The following is an 18,184-nucleotide window of genomic DNA, read 5'->3' on the forward strand; positions in this document are numbered from 1 at the left end:
TTGGAAAACGTTTGACAAAATAGTTGCGCGAGATCAAGCACTCTCGGGAGGGGTACCGGGAGGGGCGCGGCTCACCCTTCGAGACGGTCGAATCTCCCCGCCTTCGCGGCCCGCACGAACGCGCGGAGCGCGGCCGGGGTCGTGCATATGACGGCCTCCGGATCGTCGCTCTCGCGGAGGTGGGGGGTGCCGACGGAGTCGGCGGCGAGTTCGACGCACGTATCGGAATGCCCTTCACTGAAGCTCGACTTGCGCCACCTGAGGTGAGACATCAGCGCCCTCCTAGAGCAGGGGATACAGGAGTCGCTGGATAAGGCCCAACGAGTCCTTGGCGTCATGCGCCTCCGGTGAAACCGTTGCGTCCACGGGAGGCAACGCCACTTCGCACACCTTAGCGAAGGCATCGCCGTACCGACCGAGATCACTACGGTCACCCAGGTAGAGCGACTTCTCCACCTGTCCCACGACCACTGTGCTCAGTTCCCATACCTCGGGCTGGATCAGCGTGAAGGACGTGCCGAACGCCACCGGCCCGTCGAACGGCATGACCTGCAGGATGACGTTCGGCAGACGCGACAGCTCGATCAGTCGCAGCAACTGACCCCGCATGAGGCGAGGGCTGCCCAACGTCGCGCGAAGGGCCGCTTCGTGGACGACCGCGTGGAGCCGGGGAGCGTACTCGCCGAGCAGTACCTGCTGGCGCTTCAGCCGGAATTCGATGGCCAGGTCATCCTCTTGCCGGGACGTGCGGACGTATCCGGCACGGTGGATGGCCGTCGCATACTCGGGAGTCTGCAGCAACCCGGGCACGAACATGGGCTCGTAGCAGTGGAGCGCACGGGCACCAGCCTCCAACTCGGCGACGTCCAGCAGGGACGGCCGCGCCCGCTCCCGGTACTCCGTCCACCACCCCTTACCCGATGCCTGCCCCATCTCGACCAGGGCGTCAACGTAGGTCGAGTCTTCACTACCACCAGCCGCCGCGAGGGAGCGCAACCGCTCCGGTGACAGACCAGTCCGGCCGGACTCGACGTTACTGATGTGCGACTGCCGCATCCCCATGACCGCCGCGCTCTCCCCAACGCTCAGGCCAGCGTTTTCGCGCAACTTGCGCACCTCCGAGCCGAACCGGCGCTGACGATACGTGGGATTTGCCCTCAGCCCCATACGTCCCTCCTCGACATCGCTCAGCAGTATGCCCCAGCCAACGAGGTTGTGGATTCACAACCTCATTGGCTACCTTACGTATGGCGCCAGTCACAGAAGGCACTCACCTGGAGGCTGCCCCATGCGCACGCCCGAAGAGCCCTGGTCCTACGGCCTGTTCATCCCCCACGACCCCCGCGCCGTGGGCGTCGTACGGGCCACCATCCGCCACGTCCTCAAGGCGGCGCGGCTCGACTGCATCATCGACAGGGCCGAACTGCTCGTGTCGGAGTTGGTCACCAACGCGTACCGGAACACCACCACCGATGCGTACGTCAGCATGGACTGGGAGCCGAAGCCACCCGACTTCCGGGTCACCGTATGGGACTCCGGCTGCGGGCTGCCGCAACCGGTGACGGCGAATGTCGAGGACGAGAGCGGGCGCGGGCTCACGCTCGTCGAGTCGTACTCCGACACCTGGGGCGTGCACGACTACACCGACAAGGACGCGGGGGTCACCGGCAAGGCCGTATGGTTCACGCTGACCCCGCAGCCACCCGCGATGGGGCAAGCTGGATGAACATTGGCCTCCAGCGATCACCCTACGTGGACGACCTACGGCACACCGGAGGAGACAGCGCCGTGAGCACACAGCCCATAGAGGACTCCCACGACGAGCCGCTGTTCCCCATGCCGCCGCTGACCGAGCAGGCTCTGCGGGTCACTGTGCGCTCCCTCGACCTCAGCGCGGCCGTCCGATTCGAGGAGGAATTCCACAGCGCCTGGCAGGAGGCGGTGCAGACGGACAGCACCGTCCCCATGCACACTTTCCTCCACCGCTGGGAGGTCTTCGTTGCTCTGCGGCGCCACCCGGATCGGGCTCGACGACTCCACGAGTTGGAAGCGGCCGTCGCCGATGCACCCAGCATCGAGGACGCCCGGCGGGCCTCTGCACAGATCGGGGTGCTGTTGGACGCCGCGCGCCGTGAGGTGGCAGGGTCAGCGACTGGACCAGGGAGTACCTTCCCGATGCCGAGAACGTGGTCGGCGGTCTGAATCCGCAGATCAAGCACGATGTGGAGCGACTCGCCCAACGGCTGGCCGACGCCGCTGCCGTCAAGTACCTCGGCGACCCGCCGATTCATGAGTCCGGGGTTTCGAACTTACTCGACCATGCAGAGGGCCGACTGATCGTCTGGCACCAGGAGCACCGTCGCTTCACCACCGTCTTCGTCGTCCGGGTGCAGCATTGGCCCGAGTCGGACGGGGCCTGAACGACGACGAGGGCCGCCCGGGACGTGGATCACGTCCCGGGCGGCCCTCGTCGTTCACGCAGCGGGCCCGCGCGGCAGCGCTAGGCGTGGACCACGTCCTTCTCTTCCGCGAAGTGGCACGCCGACTCGTGTGCCGCGGGCGAGTCCGATCCGGCGAAGCGCTCCGGGATGGCCAGGAGCGGGATCTCCTTGGCGCACTTGTCCTCGGCCTTCCAGCAGCGGGTGCGGAAGCGGCAGCCGGAGGGCGGGTTGGCCGGGGACGGGACGTCGCCGGTGAGGATGATGCGTTCGCGGCCCTCGCGCGACTCCGGGTCCGGGACCGGGACGGCCGACAGCAGCGCCTGGGTGTAGGGGTGCGTCGGGTGGTCGTAGATCTCGGTGTCGGAGCCGATCTCGGCCATCTTGCCCAGGTACATCACGCCGACCCGGTCGGAGATGTGCCGGACGATGGACAGGTCGTGGGCGATGAAGATGTAGGACAGGTTGAACTCGTCCTGCAGCCCCTCCATCAGGTTGATGACCTGTGCCTGGACGGAGACGTCGAGCGCGGAGACCGGCTCGTCGCAGATGATGATCTCCGGGTTGAGGGCGAGCCCGCGCGCGATGCCGATGCGCTGGCGCTGGCCGCCGGAGAACTGGTGCGGATAGCGGTTGATGTACTCCGGGTTCAGCCCCACCACGTCCAGGAGTTCCTGGACCTTGCGGCGCCGGTCGCCCTTGGGAGCCACCTCGGGGTGGATCTCGAAGGGCTCCCCGATGATGTCGCCCACCGTCATGCGCGGGTTGAGCGAGGTGTACGGGTCCTGGAACACCATCTGGATGTTGCGGCGGACGGCCCGCAGCGCGCGGCCCGACAGCTTGGTGATGTCCTGGCCCTTGTAGAAGACCTCGCCCGCGGTGGCGGTCTCCAGGGTCATCAGCAGCTTGGCGACGGTGGACTTGCCACAGCCGGACTCGCCGACGATGCCGAGGGTCTCGCCCTGGTAGAGGTCGAAGGAGATGCCGTCGACCGCCTTGACCGCGCCGATCTGCCGCTTGAAGAGGATGCCCTGGGTCAGCGGGAAGTGCTTGACCAGATTGCGCACCTGGAGGATCGGCTCACCGCGGTCGACCTTGGCCTCGATGGCCGCGACCGCCTCGTCCTCGGTGGCGGCGTCGACCGTCTCCACCTCCGTGACATTGGGGGTGGCGTCCACGGCCGGTTCCATGGCCGCCTCGTTCTTCTCGGTGTCAGCCATGGAGGGTCTCCTTCCAGAAGTGGCACGCGCTGCCGCGGCCCGGCAGCTCCGTGCCGTCCTGCTCGGTGACCGGCACCAGCGCGGGGACGTCCGTACGGCAGATGTCCTCCGCCTTGGGGCAGCGCGGGTTGAAGGCGCAGCCCGAGGGGATCTTGAGCAGATTGGGCGGCAGCCCCTTGATCGCGTAGAGCTCCTGCCCCTTGCGGTCCAGGCGCGGGATGGAGTCCAGCAGGCCCCGGGTGTAGGGGTGGGCCGGGCGCTTGTAGAGCTCGTGCACGGGGGCGGTCTCGACGATCCGTCCCGCGTACATCACGGCGATCTTGTCGGCGACGTCCGCGACCACGCCCAGGTCATGGGTGATCAGGATCAGACCCATGTTGTACTCACGCTGAAGCTCCGCGAGCAGGTCCATCACCTGGGCCTGGACGGTGACGTCGAGGGCCGTGGTCGGCTCGTCGGCGATGATCAGGTCCGGCTCCAGCGCGAGCGCCATGGCGATCATGATGCGCTGGCGCATACCGCCGGAGAACTGGTGCGGGTAGTCGCTCACCCGCTCCTTGGCCGCCGGGATGCGGACCCGGTCCATCAGCTCGATGGCCTTGGCCTTGGCCTCCTTCTTGGACAGGCCCTGGTGGACCCGGAACATCTCGCCGAGCTGATAACCGACGGAGAGCACCGGGTTCAGCGAGGAGAGCGCGTCCTGGAAGATCATGGCGATCCTCCGGCCGCGGATCTTCCGGCGGTCCTCCCCCGACATGGTGAGCATGTCCTCGCCGCGGAAGAGGATCTGGCCCTGCGGGATCTTCCCGGGCGGCATGTCGAGGATGCCCATGATGGCCTGGGCGGTCACCGACTTGCCGGAGCCGGACTCGCCGAGGACGGCGAGCGTCTCACCGGCGTCGACGCTGTAGTTCACGCCGTTGACGGCCTTGGCGACACCGTCCCGGGTGTGGAACTCCACATGCAGGTCGCGGACTTCCAGCAGGGGGGTGCCATCGTCGCCGGCACCCTCACGGACGGCGTCGTCCGCGGTCTTCTCGATGGTGGTCACGTACGCCCTCCTCAGCGCAGCTTGGGGTCGAGGGCGTCGCGCACCGCGTCGCCGAGCGTGATGAATGCGAAGACCGTGAGGCTCAGCATTCCGGCCGGGAACAGCATCACATGCGGGTTGTCCCGGATGGCGTCCTTGGCCGAGGAGATGTCGATGCCCCACGAGATCGTCGGGTCGGCGAGGCCGAGACCCAGGTACGACAGCGTGGCCTCGGCGGAGATGTAGGCACCGAGCGAGATCGTCGCGACCACGATGGTGGGCGCGAGCGCGTTGGGCAGTACGTGCCGGAACAGGATCCGGTTGGTGCCCGCGCCGAGGGCGCGCGCCGCGGTGACGTAGTCCGCCTGCTTGGCCGTGATCACCGAGCTGCGCATCACCCGGGCGATGGTGGTCCAGCCCAGGAAGGCGAGCGCCGCGATCACCACGTACACCTTGCGCTCGGTGAACGCGTTCAGCACGACCATCGAGCCGAGCAGGAACGGCAGACCGAAGAAGATGTCGACGATGCGGGAGACGATCGAGTCGATCCAGCCGCCGAAGTACCCGGCCAGCATGCCCAGCAGGCCACCGAAGATGGTGACCACGACCGTCACCCCGACGCCGACCATGATGGAGGCGCGGGTGCCGTAGATGACACGGGCGTAGATGGAACGGCCCTGCCCGTCGTAGCCGAACCAGTCGGCCTGGAAGAAGTGCGTCAGCTCCGGCTTGGTCAGGAAGTGGTTGGTCAGGTCGCCGTCCTTGGGATCGGCGCCGCTGAACAGGCCGGGGAACATCGCGATGCTGAGCAGCAGCACCAGCAGCACCGCCGAGACCCAGAACAGCGGCCGGTGGCGCAGCTCGAACCAGGCGTCGCCCCACAGCGAGCGCGGCTTGCCCTGGGGGGCGGGGCCGGCGGCGGGTGCGGTGTCCACCTCGGTCGGCGGGGCCACGGCATCGACCGCCGTGTCGACCGCCGCACCGGACTGGGATTTGGTCATGTCAGGCATACCGGATCCTCGGGTCCAGGACCGCGTACAGCAGGTCGACGACTAGGTTGATCAGCAGGATGACGAGGACGAAGACGGTCACGACCCCGACGATCGTGGAGCCCTCCCGCCGTCCGAGCGCGTTGAACAGCAGATTGCCGACACCCTGGACGTTGAAGATGCCCTCGGTGACCACCGCGCCGCCGACCAGCGCGCCGACATCGGTGCCGAGGAAGGTGATCACGGGGATCAGCGAGTTGCGCAGCAGGTGGACGCCGATGATGCGGCGGCGCGGCAGGCCCTTGGCGAGCGCGGTGCGCATGTAGTCGGCGCGCAGGTTCTCCGCGAAGGTGGTCCGGGTCAGCCGGGCCACATATGCCATGGAGAGCATCGCGAGGACGAAGCCGGGCAGCAGTAGCTGCTCCACGTCCATCGAGTCCTGCACATTCGGTGGCAGCCAGCCGAGCTCGTCGGCGAAGATGAACCGGGCCAGATAGCCGAGGACGAAGACCGGCATCGAGATGACGATCAGCGTGAAGATCAGGACACCGGTGTCCACGGCGCGGCCGGCCTTGAGACCGGCCCAGGCACCGAGCCCGATGCCGACGATGATCTCGATGGTGAGGGCCACCGCCGCGAGGCGGAGGGTCACCGGGAAGGCCATCCCCATTTCCTCGGAGACCGGGCGACCGCCGAAGGTCTTGCCGAAGTCTCCCTGGAAGAGGTTGGCCATGTAGTCGATGTACTGCCTCCACAGAGGCTGGTCCAGCCCGAACTCATGGCGGAGCGACGCGACCTGCGCGGGGTCCGCGGCCTTGTCTCCCCACATCGCCCGGATAGGGTCACCGGGCAGTACGTGGACCATGAGGAAAATAATCAGAGTAGTCCCGATGAACACCGGGATCATCTGGAGCAGTCGCCTGGCGACATAGCGCCCCATCATGCCTCCATGCCGTTGGGGGGCGGCGGAGGCCACGTCTCGTCTGCGCCACGCGGGTGGGGGGATGAGCTGCGGGCCTCACGCCTGCGGGCCGGTGCCGCCGCTCCCCGGTGGGAGGAGCGGCGGCACCGGCCGGCGGTCCCGATGATTACTTCTTCTTCACCTGGACGTCGGTGAAGATGGGGTCGCCGTCCTGGCCGTAGGGGATCTTCCCCAGGACCTTGTTGGACTGGCCGCTGTTGACCTTGTAGAACCACAGCGGGATCGCCGGCATGTCCTTGGCGAGGACCTGCTCCGCCTCCTGGTAGAGCTTGACGGTCTCGTCCAGGGTTGCGGCCTTGTCGGCCTTGGCAGCGAGCTCGTCGAACTCCTTGTTGGCGTAGCCGCTGGTGTTACCGGCCGCCTTGGAGCCGTACAGGTCCCTCATGAAGTTCGAGTTGACCGGGTAGTCGAGCACCCAGCCACCGCGGTACATCGACTTGACCTGGTGCTTGTCGCGCGCGTTCAGGTCGGCCTGGAAGTCGGGCTTGGAGTCGCCGACGCAGTCGACGCCGGTGGCCTTGCGGATGCTGTTGCAGACCGCGTCCACCCAGGGCTTGTGGTCCTGGTCGGCGTTGAACTGGATCGAGATCTTGTTGCCCGGGACACCGCCGCCCTCCTTGATGAGGGCCTTGGCCTTGGCCGGGTCGTAGGTGACCTGGTCCTTGAGCGCACCGGCCTTGTAGCCGATCACGCCGCGGGCGACATAGCTGTCGGCCGGGGTGCGGGAGCCGTGCAGCACGGTCTTGGTGATCGTGTCACGGTCGATCGCCATGGACAGACCCTGGATGACCTTGGGGTCGATGTCCTTGAACTGCTTGGTGTAGAAGGCCGGGACGACCGACTGGACCGCCGAGTACTCCTCGTCGATCGCGCGCTTGCCCAGGTCGCTCTTGTAGTTCGTGAGCGCGGTGGTCGGGACCTGCTCGATCCAGTCCAGGTTGTTGGAACGCAGGTCCGAGTAGGCGGCGTCGGCGGTGGTGTAGTTCTTGAAGTCGATGCCGCCGTTCTTGGCCTTGTTCGGGCCCTGGTAGCCGTCGAACTTCCGGACCTTGATCATCTTCTTGTGGTCCCAGGAGACGAACTTGTAGGGACCGTTGCCGACCGGCTTCTCACCGAAGCCCTTGGGGTCCTTGAAGAACCCGGTGGGCAGCGGGGTCCACACGTCGTAGCCCAGCTTGTAGGCGAAGTACGAGACCGAGCTGTTGAGCTCGATCTTGAACTCGTTGTCGTTGACGACCTTGAGGCCGGACATCTTGTCGGCCTTGGGCTTGCCCTTCTCCGGGTGGACGTCCTCGTAGCCCTTGATGTCCTGGAACCAGCTGGAGTTGGTCTGGTTGTTCGACACGTTGGCCGACCAGTTCCACGAGTCCACGTAGGACTTGGCGGTCACGGTCTCGCCGTTGTGGAACTTCCAGCCCGGCTTGAGCTTGACGGTCCAGACAGAGGAGTCCTTGTTGGGGGTGACCGACTCCGCGTTGACGTACACCAGCTTGCCAGTGCCCGGCTCGTAGTCCACCAGCCCCGCGAAGATCGTCCGCAGCACGCGGCTGCCCTGACTCTCCTTGGCGTTCGCCGGCTGCAGCGGGTTCTGCGGCTCGCTCAGCTGGGCGGTGAGTATCCCGTTCGGGTCCGCCGTCCCCTTGTTCATATCGTTGCCGCCGCTGTCGCTGTCGTTACCACCGCAAGCGGTCGCGGCCAGCGCCACGACCGCTGCCAACGCGACCCACTTGGCGCTCTTGGCACCGCGCATGGGTTTGCCTCCTCAGGAGTCCACTGTCACTACGAGAGGGGGCACCCGGAGACACGCTGACACCCCTGACAGCGAAAGGGACCGGAACCCCCCAGATGTGCTCGTAGGTCCGCGCTCCCCACAGCGTGTGACCCATTGACCCGAGCTCAATGGACCCCATGATTGAGCACGTCCGGCCCTTAAACCACACCTTATGGGTCTCGCTTTGGTCACAGCATCTACGCGCGGAGCTTCGAAATCCGGACAAAACTGCCCCAGACAGACACACGCGAAACGGACTGTTAACACATCATGCGGAGCCTGGACTCCGATACTCGGACGCTCAGACCCGGATAACCGCTTGACTGGCACCTTCCTGACATGGCAACAGCCCGGACCCCCGCCGCGGAAGCGGGGGGTCCGGGCCGTTGGCAGCTCACTGACGCACAGGGGGGCGCCTACGCTCCGTGATCGGCTCCGGAGTGCGCATCGGCGCCCGGAGCGGGCCCCGGCGCCCGGCGCCCGGGCGTGAGTGTCAGCGCTTGGCGCGGGCCGCGGTGCGGGCGCGCTCCTTCTGGTCCAGCACCACCTTGCGGATCCGGACCGTCTCCGGCGTCACCTCGACGCACTCGTCGTCGCGGCAGAACTCCAGGGACTGCTCGAGCGAGAGCAGCCGCGGCGGGACCAGGGACTCGGTCACATCAGCCGTGGAGGACCGCATGTTGGTGAGCTTCTTCTCCTTGGTGATGTTGACGTCCATGTCGTCGGAGCGGGAGTTCTCGCCGACGATCATGCCCTCGTACACCTCGGTGCCCGGCGAGGTGAACAGCACGCCGCGCTCCTGGAGGTTGGTCATCGCGAAGGCGGTCACCGCGCCCGAGCGGTCGGCCACCAGCGACCCGTTGTTGCGGGTCTTCAGCTCGCCGAACCACGGCTCGTGGCCCTCGTGGATGGAGTGCGCGATACCGGTGCCGCGGGTCGCGGTCAGGAACTCGGTGCGGAAGCCGATCAGACCGCGGGAGGGGACGATGAACTCCATGCGGACCCAGCCGGAGCCGTGGTTGGACATGTTGTCCATCCGGCCCTTGCGGGTGCCCATGAGCTGGGTGACGGCGCCCATGTGCTCCTCGGGCACATCGATGGTGATGCGCTCGATCGGCTCGTGGAGCTTGCCCTCGATCTCCCGGGTGACCACCTGCGGCTTGCCGACGGTCAGCTCGAAGCCCTCCCGGCGCATGGTCTCGACCAGGATCGCCAGCGCCAGCTCGCCCCGGCCCTGCACCTCCCAGGCGTCCGGGCGGTCGGTGGGCAGCACGCGCAGCGAGACGTTACCGATCAGCTCGCGCTCGAGCCGGTCCTTGACCAGCCGCGCGGTGACCTTCCGGTCCTTCACGGCCGACTTGTCGGCGCCCTTGCCGCCGGGGCCGCGGCCGACCAGCGGGGAGGTGTTGGTGCCGATGGTCATCGAGATCGCCGGCTCGTCGACGGTGATCAGCGGCAGCGCGATCGGGTTCTCCGGGTCGGCCAGGGTCTCGCCGATCATGATGTCCGGGATGCCCGCGACCGCGCAGATGTCACCGGGGCCGGCCACCTCGGCGGGCTTGCGGGTGAGCGCCTCGGTCATCATCAGCTCGGTGATCCGGACGTTGGAGATGGTGCCGTCGCGCTTGATCCACGCGACCGTCTGCCCCTTCTTCAGCTCGCCCTGCTCGACCCGGAGCAGCGCGATACGGCCGAGGAAGTTGTCCGCGTCCAGGTTGGTGACATGGGCCTGGAGCGGCGCGGCGGCGTCGTACTCCGGCGCCGGGACGGTCTCCAGAAGGGCGGAGAAGAACGGCTGGAGGCTGTCGCTGTCGGCCGGGACGGTGCCGTCCTCCGGCTTGGTCAGCGAGGCCACACCGTCACGGGCGCAGGCGTAGACGATCGGGAACTCGATCTGCTCCTCGGTCGCGTCCAGGTCCAGGAAGAGGTCGTACGCCTCGTTGACGACCTCGTCGATCCGGGAGTCCGGGCGGTCCGTCTTGTTGATGCACAGGATCACCGGCAGCTTGGCCTGGAGCGCCTTGCGCAGCACGAAGCGGGTCTGCGGCAGCGGCCCCTCGGAGGCGTCCACCAGCAGGACCACGGCGTCGACCATGGACAGGCCGCGCTCGACCTCACCGCCGAAGTCGGCGTGGCCGGGGGTGTCGATGATGTTGATGGTGACGGGGTCGCCGCCGTCCGCCGGGTGGTACTTCACGGCGGTGTTCTTCGCGAGAATGGTGATGCCCTTCTCGCGCTCCAGGTCGTTGGAGTCCATGACCCGGTCGTCCACCTGCTGGTGGGCCGCGAACGCACCCGCCTGCTTGAGCATGGCGTCGACGAGGGTCGTCTTGCCGTGGTCGACGTGGGCGACGATGGCGACGTTACGAATGTCGTGGCGCGTGGGCATAGAAGCGCGCTTCTCCCGGTTTCGTGGGTGGCGGCGCGCTCCTTGTGCGACGCGCCTTCCGCCGGGCTGATCACGCCTCGGCCTCACCCCCATGGTACGGGGACGGCGCGGAGACGGATGCCGCAGCCCGTCTCGCGGCCCGTCCACGTGCCGGTCGCCTCGTCCGGAGACACCTTGGGTGGCCGCGCTATGGGGTGTCCGGCGGACCACGCGGCGGAGCCGCATATCGATGCTTTCCCCGCCCCGCCCCTTCCCGATACCAGGGGCTCCGCCGCTGGCCCCCGGGGTCCAGGGGCGGAGCCCCTGCCGCGCGGCCGAGCCGCATATCGATGCCGCGGGAAGGGGCGGAGCCCCGGTCCCGGGTCTGGGGCAGAGCCCCGGTCCGGGGTCCGGGGCAGAGCCCCGGTCCGGGGTCTGGTACGGAAGCTCCTGCCCGGAGTCCGGTACGAAGCCCCTGCCCGGAGTCCGGGGCAGAGCCCAGGCCCGGAGTCCGGGGCAGAGCCCAGGCCCCGGGTCTGGTACGAAGCCCGTGCCCGGGGTCCGGGGCAGAGCCCCTGCCCGGCGTCCGGTACGAAGCCCCTGCCCCGGGTCCGGTACGAAGCCCCTGCCCCGGGTCCGGGGCAGAGCCCCCGCCCGGGGTCCGGTACGAAGCCCGTGCCCGGAGTCCGGGGCAGAGCCCCGGCCCCGGGTCTGGTACGAAGCCCGTGCCCGGGGTCCGGGGCAGAGCCCCCGCCCGGGGTCCGGTACGAAGCCCGTGCCCGGGGTCCGGGGCAGAGCCCCGGTCCGGGGTCTGGGGCAGAGTCCCAGTTTCGGGAAGGGGCGGGGAGGGGAAGAGCCCGCCCGCACCCCTAGCGGCGGAAGCCGATGTCCTGGTAGCGGGGGGTGGCGAAGCCGAAGGCGCCCGCGTTGACCAGGCCCTTGCGCATCGCGATCAGCTGGGGGCGCTGATAGAGCGGAATCGATCCGGCCGCCGCCCAGATCCGGGAGTCGGCGCGGCTGACCAGGGAGCGGGAGGCGCCGCCGTCCAGCTCGGAGAGCGCCTGGTCGAAAAACTGGTCGATCTGGTCGGTGCCCACCCGGGTGTAGTTCTGCTCGACGACCAGGGAGCCGTCCGCGGCGGGCTTCGGCTTGGCGTAGATGGGGCGGCCGTCGGTGGCCGGGTAGGCGGAGGCGGGCCAGGAGTAGAGGGCCAGGTCGTAGTCACCGGTGGCGATGTGGTCCCGGAAGTAGCTCTCGCCCGGGACCTTGGTGATCTCGGTCCGGACGCCGATCTTCTCCAGCATCCGCGCGATGCGCTCGCCGACCGTGCTCAGCGGGGCGGCGGTCCGGTCGTCGGGGAGGACGAAGTGCAGCACCAGCGGCCGTCCCTTCTTCCGTACGACAGCCGCTTCGCCGAGCCGTCCGGACCGCCCGGCGTCACCGGCCGCGGGGGCGGCGCCGGAGGGCCGCTCGGAGTTGGTGGCGGAGGCGGAGGCGGTGCCGGAGGCGCTCTGGGACGCGGTGCCGGAGGCGCTGTCGGTGGAGGGGTCCGTGGCGGGGGCCGTGCCGGTGGCGGTGTCTGTGGCGCCGTCGGTGGCCGGGTCCGTGGCGGTGGCGGTCGGGGCGCTGTGCCACCTGCCCCGGTCGTCCGTCTTGCCGTCGAGCGCCTTCTGCCGCCCGGCGTCGCCCGCCCGCCAGCCCGCGTCGGCGAGCAGCGACTGCGCGGCGTTGGCATCCGGGTCGCCGAGGGCGCCGCTGTGGTCCTTGTAGCCCGGCTGGCCCGCCATGAGCAGATGGTTGCCGAGCGGCTCGGACGGCAGCCCCATCGGCTTGAGCACCAGCTTCGCCAGGGCCTTCCGGTCGATCGCGCGGGCCACCGCGCGGCGCACCCGCTCATCGGCGAGCGGGCCCTTGGTGCCGTTGAGGGCGAGCTGGGTGTAGGCGGAGTCCAGGGCCTTGCGCAGGGTGAACCTGCTCAGCGCCCGGGTCTGCGACCGGTTCTTGTCGGTGTCGCCGGTGGCCCCTCCCTCGGCTCCGGCCGCCTCCCGGCCGCCGGTGGACGGCTCCGGCGCGCCCGCCTTGCCCGGGGCCGAGGAGCCCTGCTTGGTGCCCGCGGCCCGCTTGTCCGGGGCGGTGGCCCGGATGCGCCGGGCGGTGGCCCGGTCCACCTCGGCCAGGTCGAGCTGCCCGTCGATCAGGGCCTGGTCGCGCTTGTCGGCCGGCACCGCCTGGAAGACCAGTCGGCTCAGCCGCGCCCGGTCGCCCCACCAGCGGGGGTTGCGGACCAGGGTGACGGAGCCGTCCGAGACCTCGCGCACCATGAAGGGCCCGGCGCCGACCGCGAGCCCCTTGGTGGCCGGTGCGGTGAAGACCGCCGGATTGCCCATCACGCTCTTCGGGTACAGCGGGGTGAACAGCGAGCGCCAGTCGGTGTACGGCTTGGCGAAGGTGACCTTGACCTCGTGTTCCTTGTCCCCGGGTTCGATCTTGGCGATCCGGTCGTATCCGGCGTTGCGCGCCGTCCCGTACGCGTCGTCGGTGCCGCGCAGCGCCCGCCACTGGGCCTGGAAGTCCTCCGCGCCGATCGGGCGGCCGTCGCTCCACACCGCCTTGGGGTTGAGCTTGTAGACCACGACCTGTTTGGGGTCGGAGGAGGTGACGTCGGCGGCGGTCAGATAGTCGCCGTTGCGCTGGGGCCTGCCCCGGGCGTCGAGGGTGTAGAGGGAGGGCAGTACGGCGCCCGCGATCCGCTGGGTGCCCGTGTCCGCGGTCTTCTGAAATGCGTTGAGGGTGGTGGGTGCCGCGTCCAGGGCCCAGCGCAGGGTGCCGGTGCCGGAGGTCGCGGTGCGCGGCGCGGAGGCGATGTCCCAGGCGGCGGCCGGCGGCGGGCCGTCGTCGTCCGAGCTGCAGCCGGTCAGTACGGGCAGCGGCAGCATCACCCCCGCGGCGAGCAGCATGGCGCGGCGGCGCTTGGTGAGGGGCATGGCTCGTACCTCCGCAGGGTGACGGATATATGCGCATTTGGCATAGTGTGACGCTGATCGCATATACTCCTCACTCAAAGCGACGGTTCATGGGACAGCACGCCGAGAAGGCCATGGAGACGGCCATGAGGGGAAAGGATCACCCGACCGGATCAATGCGGCGGGCGCGCACTCCGGCGCGCGGCGGCGGAATCGCGCCGGTGGCGCCGCCAATCCCGACAGATCCCTTCACAACCACGACCGTGGCGCGTAACACTCGCTGTCGCATGAGCGTCGCCAACCGCAACCGCGGAAGTGAGGGCAAGTCATGTCCTTGAACGACGACTTGACGGCCGTCCAGCGCTGTCTCGATGACCTGGTCCGTTCCGTCTCCCGGCTGGAGCAGCGGGTGGGCGCCGGCGGGCTGGAGATACGCCGTGTCCGCACCGACGCGGACCACCTCCGCGAGAGCCTCGCCCTCCTGCGCGAGACCGCTCCCGAGGAGCGACCACGCCCCGAGATGGTTCCGGTCCCCGACGCGCCGTACAACAGTGCGCTGTGGTCGGACGTCGACGACGAGGGCCTCGGCGCGCGCGATCGCCACGCGCCCTAGGGACAGCCCGGCGCGCCTCCCGTCGTCGGGGCGCCCCCCATCGTCCCCCCATACCACTCCACCGCGGAGTTCCCCTTGGCCACAGGCACCGACCCCCAAGCCACCACACCCGCGCCCGCAGGCGGCGGGACGGCCCCGCACGGCGTGCACGGCGCCTCACGCGCCGCCATCCCCGCCCGCCATCTGCGCAGTGACCGCTGGTGGCTCTCCCCGGCGATCACCGCCGCCGGGCTGTTCGCGTTCATCGTCTACTCCACCTGGCGGGCCTTCGCCGGGGACGACTACTACGCAGAGCCGTATGTCTCCCCCTTCTACTCGCCCTGCGTCGCCCAGAACTGCGTGCCGATGAAGGGCGGCGCCAACTGGGAGATCTTCGGCGCGTGGTGGGGCCTGTCCCCCGCGCTGCTGATCCTGATCTTCCCGCTGGGGTTCCGGCTCACCTGCTACTACTACCGCAAGGCGTACTACCGGGGCTTCTGGGCCTCGCCGCCCGCCTGCGCCGTCGCCGAGCCACGCGCCAAGTACACGGGCGAGACCCGCTTCCCGCTGGTCCTGCAGAACATCCACCGCTACTTCTTCTACTTCGCGGTGATCGTCGCGGGGATCCTCACCTATGACACCGTGCTCGGCTTCCGGGACGAGCACGGCCGCTGGGGCCATATGGGCCTGGGCACCCTGGTGCTTCTCGCCAACATCGCGCTGATCTGGGCGTACACCCTCTCCTGCCACTCCTGCCGCCATATCGTCGGCGGCCGGATGAAGCACTTCTCCCGGCACCCGGTGCGCTATCGGCTCTGGGGCTGGGTGAGCGGGCTCAACGCCCGCCATATGCAGCTGGCCTGGGCCTCTCTCATCAGCGTCGCCGTCGCGGACTTCTACGTCTATCTGGTGGCGAGCGGTGCCTTCGACGATCCCCGCTTTTTCTAGGAGAGGTGCTCATCGATGACGCAAGTCGAGCGGCAGGCGTGGGACGTGGTCGTGATCGGCGCGGGCGGCGCCGGGCTGCGGGCCGCGATCGAGGCCCGCGAGCAGGGCATGCGCTGCGCCGTCATCTGCAAGTCGCTGTTCGGCAAGGCCCATACGGTGATGGCCGAGGGCGGCATCGCCGCCAGCATGGGCAATGTCAACGAGCGCGACAACTGGCAGGTGCACTTCCGCGACACCATGCGCGGGGGCAAGTTCCTCAACCACTGGCGGATGGCCGAGCTGCACGCCCAGGAGGCCCCGGACCGGGTCTGGGAGCTGGAGACCTGGGGCGCACTGTTCGACCGCACCCCGGAGGGCAAGATCTCCCAGCGGAACTTCGGCGGCCATGAGTACCCCCGCCTCGCCCATGTCGGGGACCGCACCGGCCTGGAGCTGATCCGCACCCTCCAGCAGAAGATCGTCTCCCTGCAGCAGGAGGACAAGGCCGCCACCGGCGACTACGAGTCCCGGCTGAAGGTCTTCCAGGAGTGCACGGTCACCCGGATCGTCAAGGACGGCGACCGGGTCGCCGGGGTCTTCGGCTACGAGCGCGAGTCGGGGCGTTTCTTCGCGCTGGAGGCCCCGGCCGTGGTGCTGGCCACCGGCGGTATCGGCAAGTCCTTCAAGGTGACCTCCAACTCCTGGGAGTACACCGGCGACGGCCACGCGCTGGCGCTGCTCGCGGGCGCCCCGCTGATCAACATGGAGTTCGTGCAGTTCCATCCGACCGGTATGGTCTGGCCGCCCTCGGTGAAGGGGATCCTGGTCACCGAGTCGGTGCGCGGCGACGGCGGGGTGCTGCGCAACAGCGAGGGCAAGCGGTTCATGTTCGACTACATCCCGGACGTCTTCAAGGAGAAGTACGCCCAGTCCGAGGGTGAGGCCGACCGCTGGTACGAGGATCCGGACCACAACCGCCGCCCGCCCGAGCTGCTCCCCCGCGACGAGGTGGCCCGCGCCATCAACGCCGAGGTGAAGGCGGGCCGGGGCTCCCCGCACGGCGGGGTCTTCCTCGATGTGTCCACCCGGATGCCCGCCGAGGTCATCAAGCGGCGGCTGCCCTCCATGCACCACCAGTTCAAGGAGCTCGCGGACGTCGACATCACCGCCGAGCCCATGGAGGTGGGCCCGACCTGTCACTACGTGATGGGCGGGGTGGACGTCGACCCGGACACCGCGGCCGCGACCGGCGTGCCCGGTCTTTTCGCCGCGGGCGAGGTCGCGGGCGGGATGCACGGCTCCAACCGGCTCGGCGGCAACTCCCTCTCCGATCTGCTGGTCTTCGGGCGCCGCGCCGGGCTCCACGCGGCCCGCTACGCCCAGGAGACCGCGGCCTCGGGCACCCGTCCGGTGCCGGACGAGACCCAGCTGGACCTGGCGGCGGCCGAGGCGCTGCGCCCGTTCAGCGCCGAGGCCGGTGAGCCGGACGAGAGCGCGGGTCCGGCCGGGCCGCCGGAGAACCCGTACACCCTCCACCAGGAACTGCAGCAGTCGATGAACGACCTGGTGGGGATCATCCGCAAAGCCGGGGAGATGGAGGAGGCGCTGCACCGGCTGGCCAGTCTGCGGGTCCGGGCACGCCGCGCCGGGGTCGAGGGCCACCGGCAGTTCAACCCCGGCTGGCATCTGGCGATCGATCTGCGCAACATGCTGCTGGTCAGCGAGTGCGTGGCCCGTGCCGCGCTGGAGCGGACCGAGAGCCGTGGCGGGCACACCCGCGACGACTGCCCGGAGATGGACCGCGGATGGCGGCGGCTCAATCTGGTCTGCCGGCTCTCCGACCCCTCGGGCGGGCTGGCGGCCCCCGACACCGGACACGGCCAGATCCGGCTGGAGCGGCGCGAGATGCCGCCCATCCGGCCCGATCTGCTGAACCTGTTCGAGAAGGACGAGCTGGTGAAGTACCTGACGGACGAGGAGCTGACCCAGTGAGTGCGTACGAGGCCCACTTCCGGGTGTGGCGGGGCGACCAGGACGGCGGCGGTCTGAAGGACTTCCACGTCGAGGTCAACGACGGCGAGGTCGTCCTCGACATCGTCCACCGACTGCAGGCGACCCAGGCCCCCGATCTGGCGGTCCGCTGGAACTGCAAGGCGGGCAAATGCGGTTCGTGCAGCGCCGAGGTCAACGGCCGCCCCCGGCTGCTGTGCATGACCCGGATGTCGGTGTTCGACCGGGCCGAGACGATCACCATCACCCCGCTGCGGGCCTTCCCGGTGGTGCGGGATCTGGTGACGGACGTGTCGTTCAACTACACCAAGGCCCGCGAGGTGCCGTCCTTCGTCCCCCCGGAGGGGGTGGGGCCGGGCGAGTACCGGATGTGGCAGGAGGACGTGGGGCGGTCGCAGGAGTTCCGCAAGTGCATCGAGTGCTTCCTGTGTCAGGACACCTGCCATGTGGTGCGGGACTTCGAGGAGAACAAGGAGGCGTTCGCCGGGCCGCGGTTCCTGATGCGGGTCGCGGAGCTGGACATGCATCCGCTGGACGCTGCGGCCGACACCGGGCTGGACCGCAAGCGCACCGCCCAGGAGGAGCACGGACTGGGCTACTGCAACATCACCAAGTGCTGTACGGAGGTCTGCCCCGAGCAGATCAAGATCACCGACAATGCGCTGATCCCGCTCAAGGAGCGGGCGGTGGACCGTAAGTACGATCCGCTGGTCTGGCTCGGCAACAAGATCCGGCGCCGGGGGCAGTAGCTCCCCTTCGTGTCGCGGGGGCCCCCCGGGGGGGGGCCCCCCCCGCCCCCCCCCGGGGCCCCCCCCCCCGGGGGGGCCGGCCCCCCCCCCCCACCCCCCCCCCGGGGGGGGGGGCGGGCCGGCCCCCCCGCCACCAACCGGCTGT

At 69.1% G+C, this 18,184-nt stretch carries 16 protein-coding genes; 7 read left to right on the forward strand and 9 right to left on the reverse strand.

Annotated features, from left to right (window positions below; genetic code table 11):
- Window positions 1–71 precede the first annotated feature (71 nt).
- Together ACFYOY_RS03050 and ACFYOY_RS03055 are read right to left on the reverse strand one after the other, a co-directional pair.
- Window positions 72–272: a DUF397 domain-containing protein gene (locus ACFYOY_RS03050; RefSeq protein WP_351879645.1), complete on the reverse strand. Its 201-nt coding sequence runs from the start codon at window positions 270–272 to the stop codon at window positions 72–74.
- A 10-nt stretch (window positions 273–282) separates the two neighbouring features.
- On the reverse strand, window positions 283–1,167 hold the full coding sequence (locus tag ACFYOY_RS03055; protein ID WP_351879642.1) for a helix-turn-helix transcriptional regulator: 885 nt from the start codon (window positions 1,165–1,167) through the stop codon (window positions 283–285).
- 121 nt (window positions 1,168–1,288) lie between these two features.
- Between ACFYOY_RS03055 and ACFYOY_RS03060 the strand changes: the two genes are divergently transcribed.
- From ACFYOY_RS03060 to ACFYOY_RS03070, 3 genes are all read left to right on the forward strand, one after another.
- Window positions 1,289–1,726, forward strand: a complete 438-nt coding sequence (locus ACFYOY_RS03060) for an ATP-binding protein (RefSeq protein WP_351879639.1) — start codon at window positions 1,289–1,291, stop codon at window positions 1,724–1,726.
- Window positions 1,727–1,788: 62 nt separating this feature from the next.
- A complete protein-coding gene (locus tag ACFYOY_RS03065; protein WP_351879636.1) occupies window positions 1,789–2,202 on the forward strand; it encodes a hypothetical protein in 414 nt (137 codons plus the stop codon).
- Complete coding sequence (locus tag ACFYOY_RS03070) at window positions 2,187–2,420, forward strand: hypothetical protein (RefSeq protein WP_388584419.1); 234 nt, start codon at window positions 2,187–2,189, stop codon at window positions 2,418–2,420. The genes ACFYOY_RS03065 and ACFYOY_RS03070 overlap by 16 nt, the downstream gene beginning before the upstream one ends.
- Window positions 2,421–2,500: 80 nt before the next feature.
- On the opposite strand, the gene ACFYOY_RS03075 is transcribed toward ACFYOY_RS03070, so the two are convergent.
- From ACFYOY_RS03075 to ACFYOY_RS03105, 7 genes are all read right to left on the reverse strand, one after another.
- Window positions 2,501–3,658: a dipeptide ABC transporter ATP-binding protein gene (locus ACFYOY_RS03075; protein ID WP_351879631.1), complete on the reverse strand. Its 1,158-nt coding sequence runs from the start codon at window positions 3,656–3,658 to the stop codon at window positions 2,501–2,503.
- A complete protein-coding gene (locus ACFYOY_RS03080; protein ID WP_093464416.1) occupies window positions 3,651–4,709 on the reverse strand; it encodes an ABC transporter ATP-binding protein in 1,059 nt (352 codons plus the stop codon). Before ACFYOY_RS03080 ends, ACFYOY_RS03075 begins: the two co-directional genes overlap by 8 nt.
- Before the next feature lie 11 nt (window positions 4,710–4,720).
- Complete coding sequence (locus ACFYOY_RS03085) at window positions 4,721–5,698, reverse strand: ABC transporter permease (RefSeq protein WP_351879627.1); 978 nt, start codon at window positions 5,696–5,698, stop codon at window positions 4,721–4,723.
- Window positions 5,691–6,617, reverse strand: coding sequence for an ABC transporter permease (locus tag ACFYOY_RS03090; protein ID WP_351880959.1), 927 nt, complete (start codon window positions 6,615–6,617; stop codon window positions 5,691–5,693). Before ACFYOY_RS03090 ends, ACFYOY_RS03085 begins: the two co-directional genes overlap by 8 nt.
- 148 nt (window positions 6,618–6,765) lie before the next feature.
- Window positions 6,766–8,409 (reverse strand): ABC transporter substrate-binding protein, encoded by a 1,644-nt coding sequence (locus tag ACFYOY_RS03095; RefSeq protein ID WP_351879624.1) that lies wholly within the window; start codon window positions 8,407–8,409, stop codon window positions 6,766–6,768.
- Between the two features lie 514 nt (window positions 8,410–8,923).
- On the reverse strand, window positions 8,924–10,819 hold the full coding sequence (typA, locus tag ACFYOY_RS03100; RefSeq protein ID WP_137967278.1) for a translational GTPase TypA: 1,896 nt from the start codon (window positions 10,817–10,819) through the stop codon (window positions 8,924–8,926).
- An 848-nt stretch (window positions 10,820–11,667) separates the two neighbouring features.
- Window positions 11,668–13,782, reverse strand: a complete 2,115-nt coding sequence (locus ACFYOY_RS03105; protein WP_351906447.1) for an ABC transporter family substrate-binding protein — start codon at window positions 13,780–13,782, stop codon at window positions 11,668–11,670.
- A gap of 307 nt (window positions 13,783–14,089) precedes the next feature.
- On the opposite strand from ACFYOY_RS03105, the gene ACFYOY_RS03110 reads away from it, so the two are divergent.
- The 4 genes from ACFYOY_RS03110 to ACFYOY_RS03125 all read left to right on the forward strand — a co-directional run bounded on the left by ACFYOY_RS03110 (window position 14,090) and on the right by ACFYOY_RS03125 (window position 18,039).
- Window positions 14,090–14,374: a hypothetical protein gene (locus ACFYOY_RS03110; protein ID WP_069864407.1), complete on the forward strand. Its 285-nt coding sequence runs from the start codon at window positions 14,090–14,092 to the stop codon at window positions 14,372–14,374.
- 75 nt (window positions 14,375–14,449) lie between these two features.
- The gene (locus tag ACFYOY_RS03115; RefSeq protein ID WP_351906450.1) at window positions 14,450–15,301 is read left to right on the forward strand and encodes a hypothetical protein; all 852 of its coding nucleotides are present in this window, start codon (window positions 14,450–14,452) and stop codon (window positions 15,299–15,301) included.
- Between the two features lie 15 nt (window positions 15,302–15,316).
- Window positions 15,317–17,272 carry a fumarate reductase/succinate dehydrogenase flavoprotein subunit gene (locus ACFYOY_RS03120; RefSeq protein ID WP_351906452.1) on the forward strand — a complete coding sequence of 652 codons (1,956 nt, stop codon included), beginning with the start codon at window positions 15,317–15,319 and terminating at the stop codon, window positions 17,270–17,272.
- Window positions 17,269–18,039 carry a succinate dehydrogenase/fumarate reductase iron-sulfur subunit gene (locus ACFYOY_RS03125; protein WP_078643339.1) on the forward strand — a complete coding sequence of 257 codons (771 nt, stop codon included), beginning with the start codon at window positions 17,269–17,271 and terminating at the stop codon, window positions 18,037–18,039. Before ACFYOY_RS03120 ends, ACFYOY_RS03125 begins: the two co-directional genes overlap by 4 nt.
- Window positions 18,040–18,184: the final 145 nt, after the last annotated feature.

Source organism: Streptomyces sp. NPDC007875 (assembly GCF_042868035.1).
Lineage (GTDB): Bacteria > Actinomycetota > Actinomycetes > Streptomycetales > Streptomycetaceae > Streptomyces > Streptomyces antimycoticus.

Excerpts from the sequence above, each read along its gene's own strand:
- ACFYOY_RS03050 (WP_351879645.1), bottom strand. The coding sequence starts at position 272 with ATGTCTCACCTCAGGTGGCGCAAGTCGAGCTTCAGTGAAGGGCATTCC.
- ACFYOY_RS03055 (WP_351879642.1), bottom strand. The coding sequence starts at position 1,167 with ATGGGGCTGAGGGCAAATCCCACGTATCGTCAGCGCCGGTTCGGCTCG.
- ACFYOY_RS03060 (WP_351879639.1), top strand. The coding sequence starts at position 1,289 with ATGCGCACGCCCGAAGAGCCCTGGTCCTACGGCCTGTTCATCCCCCAC.
- ACFYOY_RS03075 (WP_351879631.1), bottom strand. The coding sequence starts at position 3,658 with ATGGCTGACACCGAGAAGAACGAGGCGGCCATGGAACCGGCCGTGGAC.
- ACFYOY_RS03085 (WP_351879627.1), bottom strand. The coding sequence starts at position 5,698 with ATGCCTGACATGACCAAATCCCAGTCCGGTGCGGCGGTCGACACGGCG.
- ACFYOY_RS03090 (WP_351880959.1), bottom strand. The coding sequence starts at position 6,617 with ATGGGGCGCTATGTCGCCAGGCGACTGCTCCAGATGATCCCGGTGTTC.
- ACFYOY_RS03095 (WP_351879624.1), bottom strand. The coding sequence starts at position 8,409 with ATGCGCGGTGCCAAGAGCGCCAAGTGGGTCGCGTTGGCAGCGGTCGTG.
- typA (WP_137967278.1), bottom strand. The coding sequence starts at position 10,819 with ATGCCCACGCGCCACGACATTCGTAACGTCGCCATCGTCGCCCACGTC.
- ACFYOY_RS03105 (WP_351906447.1), bottom strand. The coding sequence starts at position 13,782 with ATGCCCCTCACCAAGCGCCGCCGCGCCATGCTGCTCGCCGCGGGGGTG.
- ACFYOY_RS03110 (WP_069864407.1), top strand. The coding sequence starts at position 14,090 with ATGTCCTTGAACGACGACTTGACGGCCGTCCAGCGCTGTCTCGATGAC.
- ACFYOY_RS03120 (WP_351906452.1), top strand. The coding sequence starts at position 15,317 with ATGACGCAAGTCGAGCGGCAGGCGTGGGACGTGGTCGTGATCGGCGCG.